We start from the raw sequence: 26,409 nt of genomic DNA, 5'->3' as shown, positions 1-26,409 counted from the left end.
GTAAAATATTATTAGTTAAAAAAGACAGCTGCAAATATAATTTGAGGTTCAAACCAATTATGATAAATTTTTTACAGACCGTCCAAAGCAGGGGCTTAATTCTAGATGGCGCCATGTCCACAGCTTTGGAAAAATTAGGTGTAACCACCAACAATGAGCTCTGGACTGCTAATGCCTTAATTCATAATCTACAACAAGTTTACCAAGTTCATTATCAATATTTTCAAGCAGGGGCTCAATTAGCGATTACTGATACCTATCAAGCTAATCTGTCTGCTTTTGAGCGGGTTGGCTATTCGAAAGACCAAGCAGTAACTTTTATCAGATCAGCTGTGCAAACAGCCCAAAAAGCGCGTGATGATTTTTACGATCAAACTGGTCATTATAATTTTGTTTCAGGAACCATTGGCCCTTATGGTGCTTATTTGGCAGATGGCAGTGAATACCGCGGCGATTATCAATTAAGCCGTAGTGAGTTTTTGGCTTTTCATTTACCCCGTCTTCAAGCAATTCTCCAAGAGCGGCCAGATTGTATAGGCATTGAAACCCAACCCCAATGGCTTGAAGCAAAAACTTTATTAGATTGGCTGCAGTGTCATGCTCCCCAAATGCCAGTTTATGTGAGTTTTACTTTACGAGATGCGCATACACTCAGCAGTGGTACGCCTTTACAAGCAGTCATTCCCTTGTTAAATCAAAATCCGCAAGTTTTTGCTGTCGGTTGTAATTGTTGCGCCCCGCAATTAGTATTGCCAGCTATTCAAACTCTCACTGCTTTAACTAATAAAGACATCATTATTTATCCGAATTTAGGCAGTCAGTATAATCCTGTTATAAAAAAATGGCAGCCGATAATGCCGCCAGTTGATTTTGCGCAATTAGTGCCGCAATGGTATCAAGCTGGCGCCCATCTGATCGGGGGCTGCTGCACAACTTATTTACCGGAAATCCAAAAAATCACTCACTATTTTGAATCGCTAGGGAGTGTTTCTTAGAGTACTAATTGCGAGTATTAAAATGGTTTTACGGAAAATAAGTAAAGTCCATATCTATTTGAGTATTCATTTGCTGCAAAATAGTTTGCAGACCATCGAGCCACGGTAGAATCATCATAGCTCCACTACCTTCTCCTACGCACATTTCTAAATCAATATAAGGTTTAAGTCCCAAGGCTTGCAGTACTAATTGCGATCCCTGCTCATGCGAAATATGAGTAGGAATCACGTAATCAAGGACTGTCGGTCTCAGCTTTTGAGCTAATAAAGCTGAAGCATAAGATAAAAAGCCATCTAATAAAACCGGTTTTTGATAAGCAGCAGCTCCTAAAATTGCTCCGGTCATAGCTCCCAATTCTAAAGCTCCCACCTGTTGTAAAACCACTAAGGGATCAGGCAGGGGAAAGGGTAAAGCTGCACGAGATAAAGCACCGTCTACCACCTTAATTTTATGTTTCAAGCGTTGTGATGAAATATTCGAGCCCTTACCCACAACGGCGCTACCGTTGGTATGTAATAGTGCTGCAACCATTGCCGAAGCTGCTGTCGTATTGCCAATACCTAATTCTCCTACCGCCAATAACTGATATCCAGCCTCAATAGCTTGCTGTGCTTGATCAAAACCCACTTGGATAGCTTGTTGTGCCTGTGCATAAGTCATCGCCGGTTGCACCAACATATCGGCAGTCCCGCATCTAATTTTTTTTTGAACAATAGCAGCAGAATCCAAGTCTGATTTAATTCCGACATCGATCACCTGAATATCGCAATGATAGGTTTGCGCTAAAGTTGCCACAACGGTATGACCAGCCAGCATATTCAGTGCTTGAATAGCTGTTACCTTTTGTGGCGTGGCTGACACCCCTTCTTGGGCCACCCCATTGTCCGCAGCAAAGACAAGGCATTTGCGTGATTGTAAGTCCAATTCTGTTGAATGGTAAATGCCTGCTAAATGATCAGCCAATTCTTCCAAACGACCTAAACTATTAATAGGTTTAGCGAGTTGATCTAATTTGGTTTGCATTTTTGTTTGTGCTAGCTTATCTAGCGGTTCAATGGGTAAACTTGTCCAGTCCATGATTGGCCTCCATTTTAATTTGACGTACCAACTTTTTAAGGATTTGTTCTAAAACTTGGGTTGACTGTCCGGGATAAACTACCGGATAATGATGTGCTGCAATGACTGAACCAGTTTTGTGTCCTAAAACATAATACACTGTATGTTGCCAATCTTGATCATCTAATCTGGTTTTCAAAGTAAGCAACCGTTGAAAATTAGAACCGCTAGTGACCAAAGCCCAATCAATTTGCTGTCCTGATAACATCGTGAGGGCTTTTTTTTGTAAGCTACGTGTCCAAGTATTGTAATAAATTACCAGGGGCTTTCCTGGTAAGTGTGCTTCAGAAGGGCTGACTCGATCGCTTAATAACCAGCAAGTGGTCGCAGGATTGATTTGGTGCATTTGATCCACTAAAGCTGCGCGATTCTCACGATCACTAATTTGAATCGCGTTAGGTACTTGCAGCTGCAGTTTTTGTTTTGTCTTTGCACTTAAAACATGAAGTGTCGCCGTGGGATTATAATGAGCATATTTGGTTTGAAATAAATAGGCCCCATAATTGCTAGTAATTGCGATATCTGTTGCTTGTTGCAAGCAGTGTATCTCATTCAAAGTTAAAGTCCGCGGTTGTAAATAAATCAATGGTAAATAAATGACCTTCGTCCATTGGGCCAGTTGTTTTTGATACAATTGTGGAATTTTTGTTTGCGCATAAGTGATCAATAACGCCATAAACGTTCAGTCACCACTTTCTTTTTAAAAATTATTGATTTCGTACCACCAACGGAACTTGTCGCGCGTCCCACTCGTATAACGTATAACAGGCACTTTGAAATTGACGATCATAAAAATAAGTCTGATCTTGCAACAGGAGCTGATCAATGACTCTTAAGGTGCCTAAATGGGCCACCAAAAAAATCACCTCTGTGGCTACAGCGTGTTGTTTTAGCCACTTTAATCCGCGATCCACACGAGTTTCAAAATCATGAAAAGGTTCTACCGACGGGGGCGTATAAGTTAAGGGAGCCGCTAACCAACGTTGCCAATGATCAGGATCTTGCGCCTGAATTTGATTAGCATCTAGTCCTTCCCAGCGACCAAATCCTTTTTCGGCCAAATCCGGCAAAGTAAGTACTGGAACTTGCGGAAGGCTTTGACGCAACGGTACTAAAGTTTGTTGCGTTCGTCTTAAATTAGTTTGGACTAATAAAGTTGGCTTTAAAGGAAGCACTTTTTCAGCTAAAAGTTGGGCTTGTTGTTGACCAACTTTATCCAAGACTACATTCAAACTGCCATAAAATTTGCGTTGTTGATTCATAAGGGTTTCCCCATGTCGGGCCACAATTAATTTCATTCCTACTACCTCAGCAGCTGAAAAGTTAAATTTAGACAGAATAAGAAGATCACCGGGGTTAAACTGGCAAAGGCCCCTAAGGTATCGCCTGAAAAGCCTCCCAAAATTTGGACAATTTTTCTACGATAAAAATAAGCACTAACAATAATTAAACCGTAACTAATTAAGCCCGACCATGAGAAAAACCAGCCGATGATTATGACGGAAAATATTTGGGCAATCACAATACGCCAAGGGGCAATATGTAACCAAATCACCGACAAACCATTTTTTTTACCCGCATAAACCATCCGATAAAATAAGAGTGATAGTCCTGTTTTAGTCACCATCGTACAAGTAACCACTAAAGCCAACAAACACCAAGGTGACAGTATCCGCGCTAAATTGATACCTAAAGCTATCGCCAAAATATAATAATAAATCAAGGCTAAAGCCCCCATAGTCCCAATTCGACTATCCTTCATAATATCTAAAATTTTCGCAGGTTGGCGTGAAGAAAATAAACCATCTGCCGTATCCGCCAAGGCATCTAAATGAAAGCCGCCGGTAATTAAGCCATCAATAATCCAATAAAAAATCCAAACTAACCACTTAGGCAAGATAAACATGAAAAGACCCACGATCCCCGCCTCCAAGCAACCTAATAAAAAACTAAACAGCGTCAAATATTGAATACTACTTCGAAATTTATTAGTAGGTTCAGGTATGGCAATGGGGATATTGAGTTTTGTAAAAAATTGAGTAAATAACACAAGTGCTGTAAACATTTTCTCCTACTTTATCTGCGTGGCAATGCCACTAATAACAAAATAAACTTTCGTAGCTTGCCGGGCTAAGAGTTGATTAACTTTGCCATAAATATCGCGTAAAACCCGCGTTTGTTTCGTGGCGGGAACAACCCCCAAGCCTACTTCATTACTAACAATTACCATGGACTGTTGATAGTGCTGGCGGGCGTGCAAAATTTTTTGCCACGCGTTTAAAATCGTTGTTTCAATTGTCAGTAATTGATCGGCACTCATTTGTGCTAAGTAACTATCTAGTTCAGAAGCCGTCGTTTGTTGCAATAATTGATCGTAAAACAAATTAGTAACTAACATTGTCGCATCATCAACAAAATAACCATCCACTTGATGCTGGGCAATTAAGGTCTCTAATCCCTGATACTGTTCAAAAGTGTGCCAGCTAGCAGGACGACGTTGTTGATGTTTTTGAATCCGCGCTTGCATTTCTGGATCATGAGTTTTTAAAACTCCGGTAGCAATATAATAAATGTTGGCCGTGTTAGCATAGAGACTTTCGGCAAATTCTGATTTACCGCTGCGCGCGCCGCCGAGAACTAAGACTAATTCATTAACCATTACTTATCTTTCCTTTTGCTGAATAACTTTTTCATAAAGCGGCATCATCGACATTCGCATTTTGAATGATCTGATATTGATCTTTCTGGCGTAATTTTTGCGCCAATTGGCGACCGATCTGGGGTTGTGGCGCAGTCGTGCGTGTTTCAGCTTGTATGAGGTGTTGACCATCATTAGTAGCGATCAAACCCGTAAAAGTTAGTTCTTGATTCACCACACGAGCATAACCACCAATGGGAAAAGTACAATCGCCGCCTAATTCCCGTAAAAATTCTCGTTCAATTTCTACACATAATTCAGTCCTCGTGTCATTAATTTGCTGGAGCATCCGCCGCATTTTCAAGTCTTGTTGTCGACATTCCACGGCTAAACATCCCTGACCCACGGCTGGTAAAATAACATCTTCTAAATTTAAAACATAATATGGCTGAATGCGGGGCTGTAATCGATTTAACCCCGCCTGGGCTACGATAATGCCATCTAAATTATCAGTAGCAATTTTATGCAAACGTGAATCTAAATTACCGCGAATTGAAACAACCTGCAAATCAGGACGTTGATGGAGTAACTGACTTTGGCGGCGGGAGCTACTTGTACCAATAATACTGTGCTCCGGCAAATCCCAAATGCTGGATAAAGGCTGGCGACTAATTAAACAGTCAAACGGACAATCTCTTTGCGGATAGGCTCCGATAGTTAACTGTTCCGGCAAGACTGGCAAAACATCTTTCAAACTATGGACGGCCAAATCAATTTGATGATCTAAAAGCTGCTGTTCAATTTCTTTCACAAACACCCCCTTACCCCCAATTTGGGTAAGGCTCGCTTGCAAATTACGATCACCTTCTGTTGTTACATATTGAATTTTAAACTGGGTTTTTGGATAGTATTTTTGTAATGCCGCAATCACAATCTGCGTCTGAATTAAAGCTAATTTACTCTTACGACTACCGACAACTATTTGGTTTCTCATTAATTTTGCTCTCCAATAAACTTGTGTACCTAATTTTGTCCAAAATAATGTTGAGTTATAGTTTTTGTTGTTGTAATAATCTTTCTAAAACCTGTTTTACGTGTTTGGCGCGGGCCGGTGAATGTCCGCGCGTTGAGACTGTGACCACTAAATCCGACTGGACAATGGTGGCCATATTAAAAAAATCAGAATCCTGCTGATCACTGACGTTATTCACAATTTGTTTGGAACTAGCATCTAAACGAATTTGATGGTTAACCCTCCGATTATCAGTACATGCTAATAAAAGCCGCAAATCTTGTACATAGTGATAGTGATAAGTATCAGCAATCCATTTAATCTGCGAGCGATTAATTTGTGGATTTAATTGCGGACTGACCACGACCGGAATAATGCCTAATAAATTTAAAGTTTTGATTTTGCGTGCTGCTACTTGACCGCCGCCGATGACACCTACAGCTTGATCAGCTAAATTTAACATTATCGGATATAATGACGTCATAGTTGACTTCCTTGTTCAGATTGCTGTAAAAGTGCCATAAACTTCGATAAATCAACGTTATCCGCAAAGACTTGTGCCAATTTTTGATACTGTGTTTCTTTATATTGATCTAATGCGGGGGTGGCAGCTTGGAAAGGAGCTAATCCCTTTTGTTGCCGCAAGAGATTGAGAAAATGCCTGGTCCACAGCGGATTATCAAAAAGGCCATGTAAATAAGTGCCAAAAACCCGCTGCTCTAAATTAATCGCCCCATCCCAACGTTGGCAGGCTTGACCATTCACTGTTAAAATTTGAGCAAATGGTTGTACTTGCGTCCCCAGCTTGGTTTCACCCATATGAATCTCATAACCATGGAGCTGGTAGTCACCGCGTTGGGCCATAACCTGCGTGGTCGTTTTTTGTTGATTAAAAGTAGTCGCAATATCCAACAGACCTAAACCTGCCTGTGTGCGAATAGTCGATTCCACCTGGTCAGGATCCAATAAGTCCCGACCTAAAATCTGATAGCCGCCACAAATGCCAACGACCCAACTTCCCTGCTGATGTGCTTGTACAATCGCTTGATCTAACTGTTCTTTTTTTAAAGCTGCCAGATCTTCATTGGTATTTTTACTTCCCGGAAGAATAATTAAATCCGGTTGCCCTAGCTGTTGTGATTTCAACACATAACGCAAAGAAACATCCGGTTGAATTTCTAAACTATGAAAATCGGTAAAATTAGAAATATGCTTTAAGTCAATCACTGCAATATCTAAGGCTTTAGTATTATCAGGTATTTGACGTTTGCGACTGAGTACCACACTGTCTTCTTCATCTAAATCCACATCCGCTAAGGGAATAACCCCTAAAACGGGAACATGAGTTAGTTGTTCAATCATCCGAATACCCGGCTCTAAAAGCTGTTTATCACCCCGAAATTTATTGATGATAATCCCACATACGCGTTTTTGATCGGTCGGTTCCAACAACTTAATCGTACCATAAATTGAGGCGAATACACCGCCTTTGTCAATGTCTGCCACCAAAATCACCGGCGCTTGTGCCCAGCGGGCCATGCCCATATTGACAATATCATTTTCGTTTAAATTAATTTCCGCTGGGCTGCCGGCACCCTCTAAAACAATCACATCATTTTCTTGAGCCAAACCGCGATAAGCTTGCATGATCTGAGGTTTTAACTGCTTTTTAAATTGATAGTACTTTTGGGCACTCATATCAGCCAAGATTTGGCCCATAACTATTACTTGAGAAGTTTGATCAGTTGACGGCTTTAATAACACCGGATTCATCCGCACATCAGGTTCTTTCTGCGCTGCTTCAGCTTGGAAAACCTGAGCCCGGCCCATTTCGGCACCGGTTTGGGTAATAAAAGAATTTAACGCCATATTTTGTGATTTAAAGGGGGCTACCTTATAACCCTGTTGTACTAACCACCGACAAGCCGCAGCAACAATCCAACTTTTGCCCGCATCGGAAGCGGTTCCCTGAAACATAATTGCTTTTGTCATGTTCAATAACTCCGTTTATAACTAGTTCATTGCAACCTACATTGAATCATGCTGATCAAATAGTTCTTGGGCATTATTATATAAAGGCAAACCCAATTTTTGGTGCAACTTCACTAGCCAAGGCTGTTCTAATTTATTATTCTCTAATAATTGTTGATTTGTAAAAACCGTTTTTTTCGTGCCTTCGGCAATAATTTGTCCGGCATTTAACAAATAGAAATAATCGCAAACATCATACATAAAATCCATATCATGACTCGACAAAATAATTTTCTGGCCACGAGCCACTAAATGGCTAATTAATTGAGCCATCCGTTTCCGACCATCAGGATCTAAACCGGCTGTGGGTTCATCTAATAATAACCATTCGGATTGCAAAACCAAGATCCCAGCAATAGCCACACGCTTTTTTTGACCCCCACTGAGGTATTGGATTGGCGACTTACGTAATGGCCAAATATCCAATTCTTCCAGAACTTCCTGGACTCGGCGCTGAATTTCGGTAGTATCATATTTCAAATTATTTAACGCAAAAGCTACATCATCTTGAACAATAGAATAAAATAATTGTTGATCAGAATCTTGAAACACAATCCCAATTTTTTGGCGTAAAGCTTGCAAATTGTGTTTGTGATATTTGACTGGTTGACCATCGACAATAATTTGCCCTGAGGTTGGACGTAAGACTCCCACCAAATTTAAAAATAAGGTTGATTTTCCCGAACCATTGGGACCAATTAAGCCAATAACGTGTTGGTGGTTATTTCCCAACTGCAGCGAAATATTTTTGAGAATTAAATGTTGCGGTTCATAACCAAAAGAAAGATTCTTTAACTCTAACACCACAGTCAGCCTCCATTATGAGATTCGAAATTCGCCATCATATAATTTCGCAGCCAAAGCTAATTCCATTTTTCGATAATTAACAATTACTTGCTGAAAGAGCATTTGCGCTAAAATGCCCGAAGAATGTAATGTCAGCCCTATTGTATCATAACCAAAGCGTAATTTTTGTGCGTGATAAATTTGCTCACAGGATTCAATAAAAATAAAAATGAAGCGATACATTAACATCGTAATTTCAATTAAATTATCTGGGAGGTGAAGTCGATGCAGCAGGGAAATGATTTGCGTAAAGGGCGTTGATAAAGCAAACCAATAAGTGCCGATAATCGCGCTGAACGCTTGAATTCCAATTTTGGCACCCACGGGCAACATCGTTTTAGACAACCCAAAATAGGTCTGGCCCAAATGACAAGCAATAAGTAAGTCTTGTTTTTGCTGGGAGACCGTAAAGACAATACCCAGAATGCTTAAGAATAAAAATGGCAAAATTGCATAAAACCACTTCACATATTGCCGCCAGGAAACTTGCGTTATTCTTACAGTAATAATGGCTACACAAACTAACATACTGAACTTCAGCCAGAGTAAAGGTTGAAATGCTAAAATCATTAATCCTAACCAAATTCCGGCCTTTGTCAGAGGTGACCATTCAGCCCAGCGATTTGAATAAGCGTATTTATCGATACTCAACATCAAAGCAGCACCTCTTTATTTTTTGGCTGATGCCGACGTTTTTTGCGAAGGATGTTCCAATTCTTTTAAAGCTTTTTTCCTGCCATGGGCATTACCAATCACATAAGCAATAATCCCGGTACCTAAAGAACCTTGGACTGTAAATAATAAACTTTCAATTTCTCCAGAAGGTGGCTCCCAAATCGGATGGGCCCAGACTTTGTAATGCGGCGCAAATTTTTTAATTTGTTCAGTGCCTTGATCATCACTACCGCCATATTCGCCATGAACAAAAACGAACGGAAAAATGATTAGTAGTAAGACGATAACTAATAAGATAATATTGGTTTTCGTTCTTTTATTCATTGTAAGGCGGTCTCCTTCCATAAATCATTACTAATTACCAAGTTATAAACAATAACCGTCAATAAACCTTCTGCAATTGCTAAAGGAATTTGAGTAATCGCAAAGATACCTAAAAATTTAATTAACGCAGCCATCACCCCCGCATGCGGATCCGGAAAGACAATGGCTAACTGAAAAGCAGTCGTAATATAAGTTGACCAATCCGCCAGCATCGCACATAAGAAAATCGATACCGAACGATTAACCTTGAAACGCCGGCACAATTTATAAACCAAAAAACCAACGATTGGTCCTATAATAGTCATCGAGAACTCATTAGCACCGAGCGTAGTCAGGCCTCCATGAGCCAGTAATAGTGCTTGAAATAATAACACAATAACGCCAATAACGGACATTACCCCGGGGCCGAACATGACAGTGCCTAAACCTACTCCTGTAGGGTGGGAACATGATCCCGTTACCGATGGCAATTTTAAAGAAGATAACACAAAGACAAATGCACCACATAAAGCTAACATTACTTTGGCATTTTTTTGACTGGATTGAATAATTTTTTGTAATCGATACAAACCATAGATGAAAAAGGGTGCCGAAATTACGTACCAATTAATACACCAACTAGGCGGCAACATCCCTTCCATAATATGCATGGCCTGCACCCGCGTTGGAAAAGCTAACAAGAAAAAAATCATGGCACCGGTAATGGCCAACAAGGTCTTAAGTATTTTTTTGAATTGCATCTGTGTGCTCCTTTCTTAAAACGGCTGTCGTAAAATAAGGCACTTTATCCTCTGGATGATATTGATTCATAGTTTTAATTACTTGTTGTTCCATTGAAGCACGCTCAATAACTGTTGTTTGAGCTAATAAATTGCGCTGGGCTAAAATCTGATAAATTTTGGCAAAATTAACCGCCAACTTCATCAAAACTACATTATCATTAAGATCAATCAATTGTTCTAGTTGCTGAGGATCCTTATTGGCCGGAATTATAGCTAAGGACTCATTATCTAAAATTAAGGGTTGAACTAAGATGGAAGCAATTTGACTAAAGGAAGAAATGCCCGCGACGCTGCGGATAGGAATTTTCCCTTGCAAATAATTACATAAGTAACTAAAAGTACTGTAAATGGCAGGATCTCCCAAGGTTAAAAACCCGACTTCTTGACCGGCATTGACATCCGCGATAATTTCATCCGCAATCTTTTGCCATTCCTGTGCCTTAACTGTTTGACTACGAACCATGGGGAAACGGCGCGATTTAATCTCTATGGTGGTTTTTAAATAAGGTTGAGCAATTGTTTCTGCTAAACTAACCTGCCCGCTATGAGCATGGGGAACATATAAAGTATCTAACTGTTTCAGTGTCTGAACAGCCTTCAGCGTCAATAGCTCACTATCACCTGGGCCTACACCAATGCCTACAAAATATGTCACTATTTTCTCCTATTGTAATAAAGCTTTAATTTTATCAATAAACATAGCCTGAATTTCAGGATACTGCCCCAAACCTTTCAGAACGGGTACCACGGCTATTTGATGTTGTTCCAGAATAGTCTGCCAAGAATTGGCAGTAGCTGCAGCCATATCATGATGAGCATGATTGCCGGCAACCATCATTAAAGGATGTAAATAAACTCGGGCTATATGCTGTTGCTGCATACGCGGCAATTCCACTGTGATTTCAGGATAACTTTCCACAGCGCCCACAAAACTATTAGTTTGCCACAACATATGATCCAAACAAGCATATTCGGTAAAGGAACTATGCGAACTACCATGTCCCATCCATAAATTGGCTTCATCTGGTGCCAGTGGAGCGGCTTGGTCCTTTATAAAAGTGATTAATCTCTGAAAATCTTTAATTTTAACTAATAAAGGTTCTCCCAGTCGTAATTGGTTAAATTGATCTTTAAATTCTTGGACTAATGTTTTCAAAGAATTGAATTCCCAACCGGGAATAATATGCAACGGCTGAATTATGACTTCGGTTACTTGTTGTTGAACCAACTGGATTAAAACTTCTCGCGGCGTATGCATTTGGATATTTTCTTGTTGGGCCACCCGATTAATGACTACTTGCGAGGTATAAGCGTTATAAGTTTGATATTCCGGAAAAGCAGTCTGAATGGCTTGTTGTGTCGCCCACAGATTTTGTTTGCGGGTCTGGGGATAAGTGGTCCCAAAACTGACGACGATAATGGCTTTTTTATTCATGTTTTAACTCCTCCAGAATTAATTGTTCCATATTTAACAGATCACCATTGAGCACGACGACTTTTTTAAAGGCTAAGGTCTTTACTGCTGCTTGCATTTTTGAAGAAGTCACAAAAGCCACCATCCATGATGCCGATTCTGGCTTAGAAAAATCTCTGCGAAAATCAAGCACATCTTGTGAACAAGTAAAAATCACCGCCTGAAAATCTGCTAAATTTTGCTCTAAAGTTAATTCCCGTCTTTGATACGTATAAATACCATAATAATTAGCTGCTGTAATTTGAAGATCTTGTGGTCCTATGATTAAAGTTTTAGCGTCATTCAAAAAGTTAGTTGAACTTGCGTCGTCAGCTATCTGCAGGCCTTGTCGCTGTAAAGTTTGCTTGAGTAATGAATCACTCGTACTTAATTGCAAACCCGCCAAGGCTCTAATATCTAATTGCTGTGCATTGAGTGCTTGTATCAAATACTGATAACTAAAATAATCCTTCAGAGTCAACTGCCGAAATTTGGAAAAATCCGGTAATGGTTTTTTTACTCGTTGCGGCTGACTTGTGACATAAAAATCAACGGTCGCACCTAAATCTTGTAATTTAAATAATAAGCTCCGATCTAAATTGCTAGGTGCTAATATATGGCGGGCTGATAAGCTTCGTTTTACCTGCAATTGATGTGCTAAAGGAACAACTTCACCAATAACAATTAATGCAGGCGCTGCTAAGCGCTTTTGCTTTACAGCTGTTTCAATATTATCCAAATCACCGAGCGCCATTTTTTGCCGCCATTGGGTAGCCCACTGAATCACTGCCGTAGGCGTTTTTGGATTTTTACCGTGAGCGATTAATTGCCGGCAAATTTCTGGTAATTCAGCCATGCCCATAAGAAAAACTAAAGTTCCTTCTAACTGTGCTAAATTAGCCCAATCTAACTGTTGATCTCCATGCCGCTTTTGACCCGTAATGACATGAAAACTGGAAGCATACTGCCGATTCGTGATGGGAATACCGGCGGCACTTAAACCGGTTATTGCACTAGTCAAGCCGGGAACAACTTCAAAGTTAATATGATGTGCTGCTAAATACTGGGCTTCTTCGCCACCGCGACCAAAAACATAGGGATCCCCAGCCTTTAAGCGGACTACTACTTCACCAGCCTGCGCATATTGAACTAATAAAGCATTAATTTGATCCTGACTTAAACGCTCTGTCCCCCGCGCTTTACCAACGTTGATCAATTTAGTGTTGACATCAGGAATTAATAATAGTGAAGGATTAACTAACCGATCATATAAAACCACAGTGGCTTCCTGTAAACGACGCCAACCTAATAAGGTTAACAAGTCGGGATCTCCTGGACCGGCGCCTAATAGAGTAACTCTTCCTGTCATAGGAACTGCTTCACTTCCTCTTTTAAATCCCTGAGTGTATTCACTTGCCGAGGATAATTAATTTGTGGGCGCTTAATTATGATGCAGACGATTTTCAAAGCTACACAAGCTGCCATTTTTTCTTGTATTCCGCCACGGGTACCACTTTCCTTTGTGAGCACAAATTTAGCTTGTGCCCGTTGAAAGAGTTCAATATTTAGTTTTTTAGAAAATGGTCCTTGCAAAGCATCAATTTGATTAGCATGAAAGCCTGCTTGCTGTATTTTCGAAAGAGCTGTTAATGTAGGTAAAATTCGGACATGTAAGCGTTGTACACCTAAAGCCTCGGCGTATTGTGCTGCCGTATTACTACCCGTTGACAGATAAATTTGACCAGTAGTGGTTTGCAAATACTCACAAGCAGCGGCTGCATCGTCATAAAACAAAAAATGTTCATTAGATTGATAAGAATTAGCTCGTTCAAATCTAATATAGGGTATTTGTAAGTGTTGTGTTTGTTCGATCACTAACTGTGAAATATTCTTTGCAAAAGGATGTGTAGCATCAATCACTAATTGAATCTGATGCTCGTGGCAAAATTGAATGAAACTCGTCGGTGAAAAAGCTAATTCCTGTACTTGACGGCCCGGTTTTGCCGCCAAAGTCTGCCCATAGTCACTCACTACTGTCAAAATATACGGCCATGATTGTTGATCTAATAAATCCGCAATGTCCAAGCTTTCCGAAGTACCACCTAATAGCAAAATCACAGTTGATAACCTCGCGGAGTAATCATTTTACCTTGATAGGCATAGGTATTTTTATTACCGATGATGACAATTGACGTCATACCAATCGTTGTTTCATCTAAATCAGCAATGGTGGTCACTTGATCGACTTCATTTAATCGTGCCACATCTGTACCAACACCGACAACGGTCGTAGGGGCTTTATATTTTAAAATAATATCCAAAGCTTGACGTAATTTATGAGGGCGATGGTTACTACGCGGATTGTAAAGACAGATAACAAAATCGGCTTGCGCCGCCGCCTCAACACGTTGGGCCACTACTTCCCAAGGAGTCATCAAATCACTCAGACTTATATGACAAAAATCATTCATTAAAGGGGCGCCTAAATGCGCGGCGGCCGCAATGCTGGCAGTGATGCCGGGAATGACTTTCACTGATATATCGAGCTGCTGCTTGCTTTTTAATTCCCAAATCAAACCCGCCATACCGTAAATGCCAGCATCTCCACTGGAAATGATTACTACATCCTGTCCTTCAGAGGCTAAATCTAAAGCTTTTTGACATCGTTCCACTTCGCCGTGCATGCCATTTTGAATCACCGTTTTGCCTTTTAAAAGATTGGAAACCAATTTAATGTATGTGGCGTAACCCACAATGATAGGGGTTTGTTGAATAATTTGACGCGCTTCAGCTGTCAATAGGTTCTGATCTCCAGGACCCAAACCAATCACATATAACATTTATTTCTCCTTTATTTGTTTTCTTCCTAAAGCTAAAGTTACCTGATTTTTGACAAATTTGTCTGTCAAAGCTGGTTGTTGACTTTTTACATCCGCAGCGGCACAAGCCACATTGCCAACACCGGTTACTCGTTGAACAAAAGACGAAGCCGAGTATTGTTGATGAGTGTGCTGCAGTTGGGTTGCTGTATAAAAAGTTACCGGGATCCCTAACTGTCGACTCAAATATTGAATTGCCGGCTCAGATTGCTTCAAATCAATGGAAGCCATGGCACAAAATGATAAACTGGCTAATTGATAAAAATCACAAAATTCTGTAAACGCCTGCTGTAACATTTGATAAGTGATATTTTTACGACAACCAATACCTAAAACATTGATTTGAGGAATGACATGCACAACTCGTTCGCGTTTGGGAAAATTGATATGATCCGATAAAATAACTAAGGGTGCCGTATCTGGAATTTGGTCCCAACTCTCCACGCGGGTTAGGCCATTGAAATTATCAAAGTAAGATTCCAAATAAGGTTCAATATATAAGTAAACCGTTTCATGATTGGCTAATAGACCATTGATCCACTTAGTATTCGCTTTGAAATTGGGATACCAGCCATGAACTTTTTGGGCCATCACATCCAGAGCTTGCACATTCTCAGTGTCGGTCGCTGTTGTAATCACTGCTTGACTATGCAATAAAGAGCTAATTTCTAATGTCCATTGGTTAGCTCTACCCACATGACCTGATAATAAACTGATCACATGGTGGGCTTTTTCATCGAGCACAATCACTGCCGGATCCAACGTCTTATCTTGAATGACCGGTGCCAGTATTCGGACTACAATTCCGGTAGCCATAATACAAATGACACAATCTTGTTGTCGAAACAATTGTTGTAATAACTTAGGCATTTCCCCTGAGCCAAAACTATGAGTCTGAGGCCATTGTGCCTGAACTTTGGCTGCTAAGAAAACTGTTACTTGATAATTGGATTGAGCGTGTAAAAGCTGGGCTAATTCCACTGCTGTGCGCGCCCCTTGCTGGGTTAAAGCAACAATCGCAAACTTTGAGGCCATTATTTACTCTTTTCACGATACATATTACTAAAAGCAGCATTATACAAGTGCGAATAATTATATTCGGCACCTAAAAAACGTCCTACCATAATCAATGCCGTACGATTGATATGTGCTGCAGTTACTTTCGCGGCAATATCTTCTAAGGTTCCAGTGACGACTTTTTCATCAGGCCAAGTAGCTTTATAAATTACTGTAGCTGGTGTTTGTTGTGGATATCCCCCCGCCACTAGCTGTTCCACTACTTGACTGATACCTTGAATGGAAAGAAAAATCACCATTGAGGTTTGATGCTGGGCTAATGAAGCAATCGATTCTTTTGTAGGTACCGGAGTATTGCCGGCCATTCGAGTAATAATGACACTTTGAGCCACTTCGGGTACCGTATATTCTACTCCCAGACTAGACGCAGCACCTAAAAACGAACTAACACCAGGAATACATTCAAATGGTAACTGGCGACGATTTAGTTCCTCAATTTGTTCTCGAATGGAACCATAAATTGAAAAATCACCTGTTTGTAATCGGACCACTGCTTGATCCGCATGTACTGATTGCTCCATTAAATCGACAATTTGTTCCAAAGTCATTGGCGCACTGTCATATTTTTGCGCCTTAGGTTGACAATAATCTAATAATTCTGTATTAACCAGCGAACCCGCATAAATCACCACATCGGCTTGTCGTAGACGCTCATAACCTTTTAAGGTAATCAATTCTTTATCGCCGGGGCCCGCCCCGACAAAACTAATTTTCTTCATTTTTGCTTTGACCTCCTTGACAAGCTGCCATGACAATAGTGGGATTATTAGGTTTAAAATAATGTCCAGAACCTAATTGATGCCACTTTGCCACATTAATTTCTACTATTTCCAATTTTTGAAACTGATATTGTTCCAAAATGTCCTGCGCTTGAAGTGCATTTTCCAATAAAATAAAATTCAAAACTAATGTTCCCTGATTTGTTAATGTTTGCGCGGCATATTGAATGATCTCCGCTAAATGCTTGCCGCTACCACCAACAAAAATGGCATCAAAGGCTTGCAGGGGTAAATCTTTAGGAGCTTCACCGGCTATCAAGTGAAAATTAGACAGCTGAAAGCGGTTTAAATTTTGTTGAATAATGTCGATGCCCTGCGGATTACGTTCAATCGCTGTTACCTGAAGCTGGGGAAATTGCCGCGCTGCTTGTATACTTACACTTCCAGTGCCCGCTCCAATATCTAACAAACGCTTTTTACCGCTGAGGTCCAATTTATCCAGACTAATAGCCCGAACTTCCGATTTAGTCATCGGTACTTTATTTCGCAAAAATTCTTCATCACGCATTAGTAATAATCACCACGTTCATTTCATAATGTCGATCGGGAACAGCAGCGGCAGCATACACTGAAATTTTTTCAGTTGGATAACTTAAATTTTCACCAATGTATAAACGTCGTGACTGCTGCCGACTTAGGATCGCTTGTGCAATTTGAAAGGGTCCCCATCGCTGATCTGTCACCATTGCGACCTTGTCATGCAAAAGCAAAAAATCGAAATTTGGATTCTTACCATGACTGCTAGTTAAGTAGCAATCGTTCATAGACAAATGTAATTTATTAAAGAAATATTGAATCGAACTAATACCAGGAATGATACAAATTTGATCTGCAGGTAGCACAGTTTGTATCCATTTACCAATCCCATACAATAACGGATCACCGGAAGCTAATAAGACCACTGACTTTGTTTGATTTTTTTGTAAAAAGATTTTTAATTGTGGCAAATGTGGTAGTATCATTTTTTTATCACTAGCAACATCTGGAAATAATGCTAATTGACGGGGAGATCCGATTACTACCTGCGCGGTAGTTAACACTTGGCGACTTTTAATCAGTTGTAAATCAGGAGCGCCAGGTCCAATCCCTAGAACTGTAATCATGCCCATTCCGCCTCAATCTCTGTTAATGGTTTGGTGGCCGCTAAAAATCCATGTTGCCGAGAAAAAATGACGGCATCTATATCAATGTGCGGCTGTTTATGGGCTAAAAGTTTTTCACATCGTTGTTTGATTTTATCAACAATTGCTTGATAAACTGCTTGATAACCCGCTGCTTCAATCAGATCGATCATAGAAACTGTAGTTAAACAATTATAGATTTTGCGTAAAAAAGCTGTAGGCACATCCCCCAAGAGTGCTAAATTGGCTACCATAATTTCCGCCCGGGCATCAGCATCTTTGCTATGCGTAGAAAAAATGCCCGCAGAAACTTTAATCATCTTGCCCAAATCGCCCACTAACAAGAGTTTAGTAAAGCCTAATCGTTGACTTTCTTTTAAAACATAACCGACAAAGTTACTCATTTGCACTTGCTTGGTGGGTGCAATACCCATTTCTTGGACTAAGAAATCCTCACCATAATTTCCCGGTGTCAAAATTAAAGCTGTGTCTCCGCGTTGACGATGGATATTCATTTCAATCGAAATGGAGTGCTTCCAACTGGATTCAGACATTGGCGTAACCACACCGCTAGTCCCTAAAATAGAAATCCCGCCTTTGATGCCCAGCTTAGGATTATAGGTTAAAGGCGCCACTTTTTCTCCATCCGGCACGGAAATTTCAATTTGCGCTCCGCGTTGCGCGCCCAATTCTTGGCGTGCAGCCTTTGTGATCACTTTGCGTGGTGTGGGATTAATTGCCGGCATCCCGGGATCATTAGCTAATCCTTTTTGCGTAACCACACCCACTCCCGGTCCGCCAGTTAAAATAATTTGCTTATCCGAGCGCAAAGTGACCGTTGCACAAATTAACAACCCATCCGTAGCATCTTGATCATCGCCACCATCTTTGACAATTCCGCAAGTGGCTTGATGTTGATCAAATTTTGTGGTTTTGACTTCAAAAATAGCCGTTTTGCCATTGGCTGCCTGAACTTGAACTTCTGTTTGCGGTTGCTGCGTTAATAAAGTACGGATGGCAGCTACACTCGCCGCCGTCGCAGTGGTTCCAGTGGTAAAACCCTTGCGCAGGCGTTTGCCATTATAATAAACATAGTTATCTTCGGAATTATTGTCGGGAGTTGCGGCCATATTCATCACCTAAATTCTGAACATCCGTATTATAAATAATGGCATTGACTAAGGCTGCCGCTAAATTACTGCCACCCTTTCGACCTAAGGCCACAATAGAGGGAATTGCAGAGTGCATTAAAGCAGCTTTACTTTCTGCCGCTTCCACAAAACCTACCGGCACGCCAATCACTGCTTCTACTTGTAATGTTTGTTTTTGCACCATTTCGATAATTTTATATAAGGCCGTAGGCGCATTGCCCACCACAAAAATTTTTTTACCTGGCTGCTGGGCCGCTATTTCAATAGCCGCCATCGAACGCGTAATTTGTTTGGTTTGCGCCAGCTTTTGCACTCGCTCATCACGTATTAAACACTGATATGAAACCTGAAGAGCGTCTAAACGTCTTTTATTCATCCCAGCTAACGCCATCGTTGTATCGGTATAAATCGTAGCGTGCGTCATAAAAGCTTGCTGGATCCGCTCTAATACGTTGTGCGTAAATTTTAAATTTTTTAAATAATCAAAATCGGCTGTAGTATGAATGGCGCGTTTGACCACCGCTTCTTGTAAGGGACTATCAAAAGTTTTGCCCGGCATTATTTGTTCTATTTCTTGTTGAATAATCTGAAAACTTCTATCGGTAATTTTATCTGGTACCGTCAGATATTGTTCTTTTTCTTCTGCCATAACTTCACTTCCAACTAAGAATCACAATAAATCTGATTAATACTAAAAAGGCTAAGCCTAAACAAGCTGTTACATATAGCATTTTAATGGTCTGGGACAGATCTTGAGCCCCTGCAATTTGCTGCGCATCATCACCAATATAAGGTTTATCAACTCTTTGTCCAAAATAAGTATGTGGCCCACCTAATTGTAAATGTAAGGCACCTGCTACTACGGCCTCCGCAAAGGCACTATTAGGGCTTAAATGTTTTTTACGATCACTCTTCCCAATTTGAAAAGCTTTACGATAATCCAAACGCAATCCCCAACTAGCCACTAGCAACAAACACCAAGTCAAACGGGCTGGCAAGTAATTAACCCAATCATCTAATTTAGCTGCAAATTTACCAAAATCTTGATATTGCTGGTTTTGATAACCAATCATTGAATCTAATGTATTCACTGCTTTATAGGCTATACCGCCCACAGGTCCTGCTAGTAGTAAGTAACATAAAGGTGCAATGACACCATCACTGGTGTTTTCGGCTACCGTCTCAATTGCAGCTTTGATGATTTCATTGCTATTCAACTGGCTGGTGTCCCGACCGACAATCGTTCCCAATTGTTGTCGTGCATGCGACAAATCACCTTGGTTGACATACTTGATTACTTTTCGTGCTTCAATCGCCAATTGCTTAGTAGAAATACAAGTATAACTAAAATAAATTCCGATTAAATAAGCCAGTACCGGGACAGGTTGAACTAGTTTTAACAATAAAGCCACCAGACCACTAGCCAGTCCAATAGTTACAAAGACGGTAATGATCCCCCCCAGCCTCTTTTGTTGCGAAGTAGCCGTGGGACGATTCAAATGACGTGTCAAATAACTAATTAAATTTCCCAGCATTTTGACTGGGTGGGGCCAATTGGGTGGATCGCCCAATAATAAATCTAAAATAAAACCAACACAAGTTACCCAAATAACTGTCATGTACCAAACCCTTCCAACCTGTGAACAAAATTAGTCGCAAACTGAACATTTTGGTAAAAATGAACATGAAGATAGCTGGCAAACGTGTGCCGTACTTGATAACCTCCTTTCCAAGTGGCCACCACTTGTTGATCCCGTACTTTAGTCATCTCAAATACTGTCGGTAGTTGCGTTTGAAACGTGGAATGATGGAATTCATGTCCAACTATTACTTGATCCGCTGGAGCTAATAAGGTGTCACACTGGGTTTTGGCAAAACAATAACCAAATTTTTTTAAACGCGGCGTCATGTGACTGACCCCCGCAAAAACCCCGACCATTGGATAGGAATGCTGACCATCATCTAAAAATTGCCCCAAATACATCAAACCACCACATTCTGCATAAATAGGTTTGCCCGCCTGAGAAAATGCTAAAATTTCTTGTTTGAGAGTTGTATTAGCAGCCAATTGGGCTGCAAATTCCTCCGGATAACCACCTCCTAAATACAGCGCATCAACTGCTGGTAAGTGTGAATCAGTTAGGGGGCTGAAGGGAACCAAGGTCGCCCCCATTTGCTGTAAAAGATCCAAATTATCTGCATAATAAAAATTAAAAGCCTGATCTTGAGCTATACCTAAACGTAAATGTGTCACAGGCAAAACTAGGGGTGCAGGAGGACGGGATGTTATCGGCGCACTTAACTTGATCAACTGATTTAAATCGATATGTGTTTGAACTAATTGTTTTAATTGTTCAATTTTATGATCAATCGTCGGCAATTCTTGATCAGGAACCAAGCCCAATTGTCTTGACGGTAAAGCTACTTCCTTTTTAAAAGGCAGATAGCCGACTACCGGCAGGTGGGTATACTTATGAATCGCCTGGCGCACAAGCTCGTAATGATTAGCGCTCATAACATGATTGACAATAACCCCCACAATATTTACTTCCCGATCAAATTCTTGAAACCCCTGCACTATGGCTGCGGCAGAAGTAGAAATGGCCCGAGCATCGATGACTAAGATTACTGGAATATTCAGTTGCTTAGCAACACTGGCTGTGGAATAAGCATCTTTATCAGTACCTAGGCCATCATATAACCCCATTACTCCTTCTATGACAGCCAGATCAATGCCCTGGGTATCTTTTAAAAATAAATAATTCAACATCTTGGGATCGGGTACTAAAAAATTATCCAGATTCCGGGAAGGACGACCTGTAATCCGCGTATGGAATTTGGTATCTACATAATCCGGGCCCACTTTATAAGCTTGAATCTGATAATGTTCTCGTAACGCTGCCAGCAAACCTAAAGTCACCGTTGTCTTGCCCGAACCGCTAGTAACTCCCGCAATTAAAATTTTACGCACCTTAACCCTCCTTTGTCATGAGAAGTTGTAAATATTTAATTAACCGTTGATTATCCTGATGGCTCCTAACAGCTATGCGGAAATAGTGCTCATCTAACCCCTCATAATCACTACATTGCCGAATGAGCAGCCGGTGTGTTAATAAAGCCGTTTGGAGATCCAGGTGTTTTGTTTTGAGGAGAAAAAAATTAGTCCGTGAAGGAAAAACAGTCAAATCCCGAATATGGCTAAGTTGTTGAAACATCCAGCCTAACTCCGTTTGCAGCCAATGCTGTGTCTCGGCAATATACTGCTGTGCTTGAAACATCGCTGCCCCAAAACGAGCAGCTAAAATATTCACTGACCAAGGTTCCGAATATTGTCTTAACAATGTCTGCAGTTGCGGTTTTTTCACAAAACAATAGCCTAAACGTAACCCGGGAATCGCAAAAAATTTCGTAGCAGAGTGAATTAAGTACACATTATCATTACTGGTTAATTGATTGACATAACTTTGAGCAGTAGGCCAAGTTAACGCAATAAAGGCTTCGTCCAAAATTAAATACCGCTGGGTCTGATTGCAAAAAGCCACTAACTTTTGTAAATCGGCAAAAGCCAGCACGCAGCCAGTCGGGTTATTAGGATTGGCTAAACAAATGACTTTAATTTGCGGTGTAGCTTTTAAAAAATAAATAAAATCATCCATATTTAAAGTAAAATTATTTTTAGCTTCTAAGTAATAATGTTCAACCTGGAACTGTGCTTGTTGTAAGGCACGCTCATATTCGCCAAAAGTGGGAGCTAATACCAAAGCTACTTTTTGCCTTAAAGAACAAGCAATTTGAAAAATTAATTGCGTAGCCCCATTGCCCACAAAAACGGACTTGTCAGTAATTTGAAAATGTTGGGCCAAACTTTGCTTTAACAAGCGATACTCCGGATCCGGATAAACATTGATTTCGTCCAATGCCGCTGTCAACACTTTTTTTAATTCAGACGGCACACCCAGGGGGTTAATATTAGCACTAAAATCTAATAATGAAGTGGGCGCGATCTTGGCTTTAAGTGCCGCGCTGAGCGTATTGCCCCCATGAATAACTGTTTTCATGTTCATCAACATCCTTAATAGCTCCCAATGGAAGCGCTCTTGCCTTTAAAATATAAGTTACAGCTTTCACTTTTAAAAAACAATAAGGGTTCTTTTGTCCGACAAATTATTCTCATTCTAATTTAGTTTCGACTAGAAAAAGATATTTTCCTTCATTATTTTGAAAGACAAACAAACTTTCCTTTAAAAAAAATACCAATTTACAAAGATAAATTGGTTGTTTTAATAATTTCTAAAATAGCATTCCATAAAAAAATTAATTTTTTGGTAGGATGAACTTTTTTTAGCTGATTTTTTTCAAATGATCTGGCGTGCTTCAGCAATTTATCTCGACTTACTATATAATTAAGTAAAGGAAGTGAATTGGGGTATGAAAATATATACCAAAAATGGCGATCACGGCCAAACTAAAATTATCGGTAACAAGACTGTTTCGAAAAGTAACGTTCAAGTTCAAGCCTATGGCCAAGTAGATGAATTAAATTCCTGGGTGGGCTTTACTAGTTCATTAATAACTGCACAAACTCAAATACTGCAATCGGATTTACAAGAAATTCAACAGATTCTCTTTGACTGCAGTTCCGATTTAGCACGCGATACTAGTGGTGAGACCCCACCGTATATTTTTCAATCCCAATTTATTACTTGGTTAGAAAAGAAAATTGATGATTATTCGCCTCAAGTTCCCGCGGTTAAAAAATTTATTTTACCTGGTGGAACTCAATTAGCCGGGGCACTACACGTGGCCCGCACGATCACCCGCAGAACGGAAAGAACCATTGTGGCCTTGCAAGAAGTGCAACCCATCAATACCGAAGTGCTAGTCTTTATTAATCGCTTGTCGGATTACTTTTTCATTGCTGCGCGCTACGCTAATTTTTTGGCAAACCAGCCGGACATTTTATATCGACACAGTAAAGAAGTTTTTCGAAACTAATGGTTAATGGTTTATTTCCCTTAACAGGGCCAATTATGTATGTTTGAACGGTCTTTTTAAATTAATAAAAAATCCAGGAAAGTTTGCGTCAAGCAATCATTCCTGGATTTTAAATTTTTTATTGGGCAACTAAAGAGGCATATTCGGGATGCTGGGCTAAAAATTGCTTTGCAAAAGGACATTGCGCCACTACCTGATAATTGGCCTGACTAATAAGCATCAACAACAATTTTAAAGCCTTAGTTCCTAAGTGTTGCCCGCGGTAACTGGCTTTCACATTGACGGCTTGAATACATACTACTTGCTGTTGAATTTCCAACTCAATATTTGCAATAGCTTGATGACTGGAATTTAAAATAATGAGTTCCTGCGGCGACCAGCAATATTGTAAATGATCCAACGGCACTGGTACAGCCGGCTGCACCACGGTTTTTCCTGGAATAAAGGCTAAAAAGGACTGAAATTCTGTCAACAAAAACTGTTTAACCTGATTATCAATTAACTGAGATTGAGCGTTAAATTTATCATGAATTTCCGAAAACGTTACTTCATCTTTAAATACCCGCATTTGTAAAGATTGCAGAACTTGTTGTAATTGCACATTAGCTAATAAACCACCACGTTGACCTGCAGAAGCTGTAATAATCATCGCCGGTTTATTTGCTAAATAAGTTGGCGGATAAGGGACTGACAAAACATCCAAAGCATTTTTTAAACCACCGGGCAAAGAATAATTATATTCCGGTGTAATAAATAGCAACGCGTCTAATTGTGCCACAATGGAACGTAAAGTCTGCCATTCAATAGGTAAATCAGCTTCTTCTAAATCCGGATTGTAAAGAGGTAAGGTGCTGTAATTAATCTGAAAAAAACGAACCTGTGCTTGATAATTTGTTTTTAACACTTGCGCTAATTTATAACAATAAGCATGGACACTTAAGCTTCCAATAAAAACACCAATTTTGATCATGCAGTAGGCCCCCCTGTCACTTCTGTCGATTATTAGCCGTCCAAACTAAATTGTGGGCAAATCGATCTAAATCTTCAATGTCTTGCTCATCAGGCTCCAGCTCAATCTTTAACCGCGCGGTTCCTGCTTGGGCGCCTAATTTTTCAAAAAGTTCAGCAAATTGATCCACAGCGATATTGTAATATTGACCATAATATTTATCCCCCGAACCTGTGACACCATATATCTTATTGGTAAGCTTTAAAGTTTGTAAATCTGCACAGAAATCTAAACTTTCTTCGGGTAATTTACCTTGATCATAAGTATAAATACTGGCGATTAAGAGATCACTTTGAATAAATTCATAAGCATCAGTTTGAGAAATTTCCGTTTCTTGCACCGCCACGCCGCGAAACGCTAATCGATCCGCCAAAATATCCGCAATTTCTTCACTATTTCCAGTAATCGTAGCAAAAACAATATGCGCCGTTAACATTCTTGACTAAAACTTCCTTCATTTAAGGTAATAACCTTGTTTATCTTTGTTAAAATTAATTTAAAACTAATTAGAATAGAGTGATTATTATGAAACGTGCAATGTTGGTAGGAGCAATTGGGTGTGGCAAAACCACACTGACTCAAAGATTAAAAGCTCAAGAATTAAAATATAACAAAACCCAAGCAATTGAATTTTCTGCTAATATTATTGATACCCCGGGCGAATATATGGAACATCATCGAATGATTAACACTTTGGAAACTACCTCTGTGGAAGCAGATCTGGTTGTGCTTTTGCAAAGCGCGATTGATAATCGGCTTATTTTCCCCGCCGGCTTTTGTAGTATGTTCAATAAACCTTGTCTAGGTCTCATTACCAAAATTGATTTAAGTAATGATCCTCAACAAATAGCTTATTCGCAAAAAATGTTGTTAGCTGCAGGCGTGCAACAGGTGTTAGCCGTTTCTGCAGTAACGGGGCACAACTTAAAAGCGTTAAAAAAACTTTTAGCTTAACTCATTAAGTGCATCAAATGTGGAAGCAATCCACTTTTGATAATTACATAAATGCCAGCTAAACAATAAACTCCCCGTGTACTATACGGACCTAAATGCTCAATCAAGCGCGTTAAAACACCCACTTTTAAAATCTGACGTCCTAAAAGCACTAATAAGACTGTCACGAAGAAATAGACTACTGTCAAGCTTACAAATAACAGCGGCGTTAAGTTATTGGCTAAAGGAATATAGGCGGCTAAATTATCACCACTTAAGCTTAAACAAAGCCAAAAAATTGCCCACCAAGGAATAGAGGAAGATCGATTTGGGAGATCTGAATTACGCGATGATGAAAATAATGCCAGGCCTAGTAAAATGATGCCTAAAAACCCAGTAATCCAACTGGGAAAATAGGAAACCAAAATCCGACCGATTAAGACCCCGGCTCCCCAAATAACCATATTAGCCGTACAATAACCAATCAATACTGATCGTAAATTCGTGTGCCCAATAAGCAATAAGAGCACCGTAAAAGTATCAATATTCAAACCCAAAAATGTTAGTAAATTGACCCAAAAAATACTCATCA

At 40.1% G+C, this 26,409-nt stretch carries 32 protein-coding genes; 3 read left to right on the top strand and 29 right to left on the bottom strand.

What is annotated here, in order from left to right:
- Nucleotides 1-59 precede the first annotated feature (59 nt).
- A complete protein-coding gene (mmuM, locus tag JG30_RS02645; protein WP_143443875.1) occupies nt 60-995 on the top strand; it encodes a homocysteine S-methyltransferase in 936 nt (311 codons plus the stop codon).
- Between the two features lie 28 nt (nt 996-1,023).
- Here mmuM and cobT read toward each other — a convergent pair whose 3' ends face one another.
- From cobT to cobD, 26 genes are read right to left on the bottom strand one after another with little or no spacing between them, the layout of a single operon-like run.
- Nucleotides 1,024-2,073 carry a nicotinate-nucleotide--dimethylbenzimidazole phosphoribosyltransferase gene (cobT, locus tag JG30_RS02640; protein ID WP_046315930.1) on the bottom strand — a complete coding sequence of 350 codons (1,050 nt, stop codon included), beginning with the start codon at nt 2,071-2,073 and terminating at the stop codon, nt 1,024-1,026.
- Nucleotides 2,048-2,788: a uroporphyrinogen-III synthase gene (locus JG30_RS08585; RefSeq protein ID WP_052725169.1), complete on the bottom strand. Its 741-nt coding sequence runs from the start codon at nt 2,786-2,788 to the stop codon at nt 2,048-2,050. The genes cobT and JG30_RS08585 overlap by 26 nt, the downstream gene beginning before the upstream one ends.
- A 31-nt stretch (nt 2,789-2,819) precedes the next feature.
- Nucleotides 2,820-3,410 (bottom strand): histidine phosphatase family protein, encoded by a 591-nt coding sequence (locus JG30_RS02630; protein ID WP_046315929.1) that lies wholly within the window; start codon nt 3,408-3,410, stop codon nt 2,820-2,822.
- Nucleotides 3,411-3,415: 5 nt separating this feature from the next.
- Nucleotides 3,416-4,177, bottom strand: a complete 762-nt coding sequence (locus tag JG30_RS02625; RefSeq protein WP_046315928.1) for an adenosylcobinamide-GDP ribazoletransferase — start codon at nt 4,175-4,177, stop codon at nt 3,416-3,418.
- 6 nt (nt 4,178-4,183) lie between these two features.
- Nucleotides 4,184-4,771, bottom strand: coding sequence for a bifunctional adenosylcobinamide kinase/adenosylcobinamide-phosphate guanylyltransferase (cobU, locus tag JG30_RS02620; RefSeq protein ID WP_046315927.1), 588 nt, complete (start codon nt 4,769-4,771; stop codon nt 4,184-4,186).
- A 31-nt stretch (nt 4,772-4,802) separates the two neighbouring features.
- Complete coding sequence (gene hemC / locus JG30_RS02615; RefSeq protein ID WP_046315926.1) at nt 4,803-5,744, bottom strand: hydroxymethylbilane synthase; 942 nt, start codon at nt 5,742-5,744, stop codon at nt 4,803-4,805.
- A gap of 55 nt (nt 5,745-5,799) precedes the next feature.
- On the bottom strand, nt 5,800-6,246 hold the full coding sequence (locus tag JG30_RS02610) for a precorrin-2 dehydrogenase/sirohydrochlorin ferrochelatase family protein (RefSeq protein WP_046315925.1): 447 nt from the start codon (nt 6,244-6,246) through the stop codon (nt 5,800-5,802).
- A complete protein-coding gene (locus tag JG30_RS02605) occupies nt 6,243-7,754 on the bottom strand; it encodes a cobyric acid synthase (protein WP_046315924.1) in 1,512 nt (503 codons plus the stop codon). The genes JG30_RS02610 and JG30_RS02605 overlap by 4 nt, the downstream gene beginning before the upstream one ends.
- 36 nt (nt 7,755-7,790) lie before the next feature.
- Nucleotides 7,791-8,597: an energy-coupling factor ABC transporter ATP-binding protein gene (locus JG30_RS02600; protein WP_046317158.1), complete on the bottom strand. Its 807-nt coding sequence runs from the start codon at nt 8,595-8,597 to the stop codon at nt 7,791-7,793.
- Nucleotides 8,598-8,612: 15 nt separating this feature from the next.
- Nucleotides 8,613-9,293 carry a cobalt ECF transporter T component CbiQ gene (gene cbiQ / locus JG30_RS02595; RefSeq protein WP_046315923.1) on the bottom strand — a complete coding sequence of 227 codons (681 nt, stop codon included), beginning with the start codon at nt 9,291-9,293 and terminating at the stop codon, nt 8,613-8,615.
- A gap of 15 nt (nt 9,294-9,308) precedes the next feature.
- On the bottom strand, nt 9,309-9,638 hold the full coding sequence (locus JG30_RS02590) for an energy-coupling factor ABC transporter substrate-binding protein (RefSeq protein WP_046315922.1): 330 nt from the start codon (nt 9,636-9,638) through the stop codon (nt 9,309-9,311).
- The gene (locus JG30_RS02585) at nt 9,635-10,378 is read right to left on the bottom strand and encodes an energy-coupling factor ABC transporter permease (protein WP_046315921.1); all 744 of its coding nucleotides are present in this window, start codon (nt 10,376-10,378) and stop codon (nt 9,635-9,637) included. The genes JG30_RS02590 and JG30_RS02585 overlap by 4 nt, the downstream gene beginning before the upstream one ends.
- A complete protein-coding gene (locus JG30_RS02580) occupies nt 10,356-11,075 on the bottom strand; it encodes a cobalt-factor II C(20)-methyltransferase (protein ID WP_046315920.1) in 720 nt (239 codons plus the stop codon). The genes JG30_RS02585 and JG30_RS02580 overlap by 23 nt, the downstream gene beginning before the upstream one ends.
- Nucleotides 11,076-11,084: 9 nt before the next feature.
- Nucleotides 11,085-11,855 carry a sirohydrochlorin cobaltochelatase gene (locus JG30_RS02575; RefSeq protein ID WP_046315919.1) on the bottom strand — a complete coding sequence of 257 codons (771 nt, stop codon included), beginning with the start codon at nt 11,853-11,855 and terminating at the stop codon, nt 11,085-11,087.
- Nucleotides 11,848-13,242, bottom strand: coding sequence for a uroporphyrinogen-III C-methyltransferase (gene cobA, locus JG30_RS02570; protein WP_046315918.1), 1,395 nt, complete (start codon nt 13,240-13,242; stop codon nt 11,848-11,850). Before cobA ends, JG30_RS02575 begins: the two co-directional genes overlap by 8 nt.
- Nucleotides 13,239-13,991, bottom strand: coding sequence for a precorrin-6A reductase (gene cobK, locus JG30_RS02565; RefSeq protein ID WP_046315917.1), 753 nt, complete (start codon nt 13,989-13,991; stop codon nt 13,239-13,241). Before cobK ends, cobA begins: the two co-directional genes overlap by 4 nt.
- The gene (cobJ, locus tag JG30_RS02560) at nt 13,988-14,713 is read right to left on the bottom strand and encodes a precorrin-3B C(17)-methyltransferase (protein WP_046315916.1); all 726 of its coding nucleotides are present in this window, start codon (nt 14,711-14,713) and stop codon (nt 13,988-13,990) included. Before cobJ ends, cobK begins: the two co-directional genes overlap by 4 nt.
- Entirely contained in the window at nt 14,714-15,787 is a 1,074-nt protein-coding gene (locus JG30_RS02555; RefSeq protein ID WP_046315914.1) for a cobalt-precorrin 5A hydrolase, read from the bottom strand. It lies immediately after the preceding gene.
- Nucleotides 15,787-16,548: a cobalt-precorrin-4 methyltransferase gene (locus tag JG30_RS02550; protein WP_046315913.1), complete on the bottom strand. Its 762-nt coding sequence runs from the start codon at nt 16,546-16,548 to the stop codon at nt 15,787-15,789. Before JG30_RS02550 ends, JG30_RS02555 begins: the two co-directional genes overlap by 1 nt.
- Nucleotides 16,535-17,116: a decarboxylating cobalt-precorrin-6B (C(15))-methyltransferase gene (locus JG30_RS02545; protein WP_046315911.1), complete on the bottom strand. Its 582-nt coding sequence runs from the start codon at nt 17,114-17,116 to the stop codon at nt 16,535-16,537. The genes JG30_RS02550 and JG30_RS02545 overlap by 14 nt, the downstream gene beginning before the upstream one ends.
- Nucleotides 17,109-17,711: a cobalt-precorrin-7 (C(5))-methyltransferase gene (locus JG30_RS02540; RefSeq protein WP_046315909.1), complete on the bottom strand. Its 603-nt coding sequence runs from the start codon at nt 17,709-17,711 to the stop codon at nt 17,109-17,111. The genes JG30_RS02545 and JG30_RS02540 overlap by 8 nt, the downstream gene beginning before the upstream one ends.
- Complete coding sequence (cbiD, locus tag JG30_RS02535) at nt 17,708-18,859, bottom strand: cobalt-precorrin-5B (C(1))-methyltransferase CbiD (RefSeq protein ID WP_046315907.1); 1,152 nt, start codon at nt 18,857-18,859, stop codon at nt 17,708-17,710. Before cbiD ends, JG30_RS02540 begins: the two co-directional genes overlap by 4 nt.
- Entirely contained in the window at nt 18,837-19,529 is a 693-nt protein-coding gene (locus JG30_RS02530) for a cobalt-precorrin-8 methylmutase (RefSeq protein WP_046315905.1), read from the bottom strand. Before JG30_RS02530 ends, cbiD begins: the two co-directional genes overlap by 23 nt.
- Before the next feature lie 4 nt (nt 19,530-19,533).
- Complete coding sequence (gene cbiB, locus JG30_RS02525; RefSeq protein WP_046315903.1) at nt 19,534-20,499, bottom strand: adenosylcobinamide-phosphate synthase CbiB; 966 nt, start codon at nt 20,497-20,499, stop codon at nt 19,534-19,536.
- Entirely contained in the window at nt 20,496-21,851 is a 1,356-nt protein-coding gene (locus tag JG30_RS02520; protein WP_046315901.1) for a cobyrinic acid a,c-diamide synthase CobB, read from the bottom strand. The genes cbiB and JG30_RS02520 overlap by 4 nt, the downstream gene beginning before the upstream one ends.
- A 1-nt stretch (nt 21,852) precedes the next feature.
- Entirely contained in the window at nt 21,853-22,938 is a 1,086-nt protein-coding gene (cobD, locus tag JG30_RS02515) for a threonine-phosphate decarboxylase CobD (protein ID WP_046315899.1), read from the bottom strand.
- Between the two features lie 370 nt (nt 22,939-23,308).
- Between cobD and JG30_RS02510 the strand changes: the two genes are divergently transcribed.
- On the top strand, nt 23,309-23,875 hold the full coding sequence (locus tag JG30_RS02510; RefSeq protein ID WP_046315897.1) for a cob(I)yrinic acid a,c-diamide adenosyltransferase: 567 nt from the start codon (nt 23,309-23,311) through the stop codon (nt 23,873-23,875).
- Nucleotides 23,876-23,993: 118 nt separating this feature from the next.
- Here the strand turns inward: JG30_RS02510 and JG30_RS02505 are convergent, their stop codons facing one another.
- Nucleotides 23,994-24,845 (bottom strand): NAD(P)H-dependent oxidoreductase, encoded by an 852-nt coding sequence (locus JG30_RS02505; RefSeq protein WP_046315895.1) that lies wholly within the window; start codon nt 24,843-24,845, stop codon nt 23,994-23,996.
- Between the two features lie 16 nt (nt 24,846-24,861).
- Nucleotides 24,862-25,320: a flavodoxin gene (locus JG30_RS02500; protein ID WP_046315893.1), complete on the bottom strand. Its 459-nt coding sequence runs from the start codon at nt 25,318-25,320 to the stop codon at nt 24,862-24,864.
- An 89-nt stretch (nt 25,321-25,409) separates the two neighbouring features.
- Between JG30_RS02500 and JG30_RS02495 the strand changes: the two genes are divergently transcribed.
- Nucleotides 25,410-25,838: a EutP/PduV family microcompartment system protein gene (locus JG30_RS02495; RefSeq protein ID WP_046315890.1), complete on the top strand. Its 429-nt coding sequence runs from the start codon at nt 25,410-25,412 to the stop codon at nt 25,836-25,838.
- Here JG30_RS02495 and JG30_RS02490 read toward each other — a convergent pair.
- On the bottom strand, nt 25,835-26,407 hold the full coding sequence (locus tag JG30_RS02490) for a hypothetical protein (protein WP_046315889.1): 573 nt from the start codon (nt 26,405-26,407) through the stop codon (nt 25,835-25,837). The two genes, JG30_RS02495 and JG30_RS02490, sit on opposite strands and share 4 nt — an antisense overlap.
- Nucleotides 26,408-26,409 lie beyond the last annotated feature (2 nt).

It is taken from the genome of Bombilactobacillus mellifer (assembly GCF_000970795.1).
Classification (GTDB): Bacteria; Bacillota; Bacilli; order Lactobacillales; family Lactobacillaceae; genus Bombilactobacillus; species Bombilactobacillus mellifer.
Note: the sequence above shows the minus strand (reverse complement) of the source record. Positions and strands in the feature narration are given on the sequence as shown.